Raw genomic sequence first — 1464 nt, 5'->3', positions numbered from 1 at the left:
CGGCGGCGCCGCCGGCAAGGCCAACGGCGGCTTCAACGGCGCCCAGGGCGCCGGCGGCCAGGGCGGCTTCGGCGGCACCGGCGGTAAAGGCGGCACCGGCGGCAACGGCACCGACAGCAGCAACCCCACCATCGCCGCCCAAGCCGGCGGCCAAGGCGGCACCGGAGGCACCGGCGGCGCCGCCGGCAAGGGCGGCACCGGCTCCTCCACCGGAGCGGCTGGCACTGCCGGCAACGGCGGCACCGGTGGACTGGGCGGCAACGGCGGCAAGGGCGCGGACAACGCCACCGTCGCAACCGCTGGTCAGCAGGGCGCCCAAGGCGGCACCGGCGGAGCCGGCGGCCAAGGCGGGACTGGTGGCGCCGCAGGTGCCACCAACGGGGGCACCGCCGGTTCCCAGGGCGCCGGTGGCCAGGGCGGTGTCGGAGGCGCCGGCGGTAAAGGCGGCACAGGCGGCAACGGCACCGACAGCAGCAACCCGACCATCGCCGCCCAAGCCGGTGGACAAGGCGGCACCGGAGGCACCGGCGGCGCAGCCGGCCTGGGCGGCACCGGCTCCTCCACCGGAACGGCCGGCACCGCCGGAAACGGAGGCACCGGCGGACTGGGCGGCAACGGCGGCAAGGGCGCGGACAACGCCACCGTCGCAACCACCGGACAACAAGGCGCCCAAGGCGGCACCGGCGGAGCCGGCGGCCAGGGCGGCACGGGTGGCGCGGCTGGAGCCACGAACGGCGGCACTGCGGGCATCCAGGGCGCCGGCGGCCAAGGCGGCATCGGCGGAACGGGCGGCAAGGGTGGCACCGGTGGCAACGGCACGGACAACAGCGCCAACCTCGGCGTCGCCGGCGGCACGGGTGGTCAGGGCGGTACCGGCGGCACCGGTGGCGACGCAGGCAAGGCCGGCGTCGGCTCCACCTCCGGCGCCGCTGGAACCGCTGGCAACGGCGGCGTAGGCGGCCTGGGCGGTAACGGCGGGAACGCGGGCAGTGGCACCGCGGGCAGCAGCGGGGGTGGCATCGGCGGTACCGGTGCCGTCGGAGGCCAGGGCGGCCAGGGCGGCAGCGGCGGCGCGGCCGGAGTCACCAATGGCGGCACCGCCGGCATCCAGGGCGCCGGTGGTCAGGGCGGCAATGGCGGCACCGGCGGAACGGGCGGCACCGGCGGCCAGGGTGCCACCGACACCGGCAGCGGCGCAGGCACCGGCGGTACCGGTGGCCAAGGCGGCAAAGGCGGCGGGGCCGGCGCCGCGGGAACCGGCTCGAGCCTCGGTACCCAGGGCAACGGCGGCAACGGCGGTAAGGGTGGCGACGGCGGTCAGGGCGGCACCGGCAGAGCAGGCACCAATGCCGCTAGTGCCGGCAATGGCACCACCGGCGGCACTGGCGGCACCGGCGGCCAAGGCGGGAACGCCGGGACCGGCCTCACCAACGGCGTCAATGGCAGCGGCGGCAACGGCGGGGT

1 protein-coding gene is annotated in these 1464 nt (G+C 77.8%); it reads left to right on the top strand.

What is annotated here, in order from left to right; all coding sequences use genetic code 11:
* Positions 1 to 1464: hypothetical protein (locus AO501_RS38055; RefSeq protein ID WP_197419851.1), on the top strand; the 1464-nt coding region annotated here is incomplete at both ends.

This window comes from Mycobacterium gordonae (genome assembly GCF_001417955.2).
In the GTDB taxonomy this organism is placed as follows: domain Bacteria; phylum Actinomycetota; class Actinomycetes; order Mycobacteriales; family Mycobacteriaceae; genus Mycobacterium; species Mycobacterium gordonae_B.
Note: the sequence above shows the minus strand (reverse complement) of the source record. Positions and strands in the feature narration are given on the sequence as shown.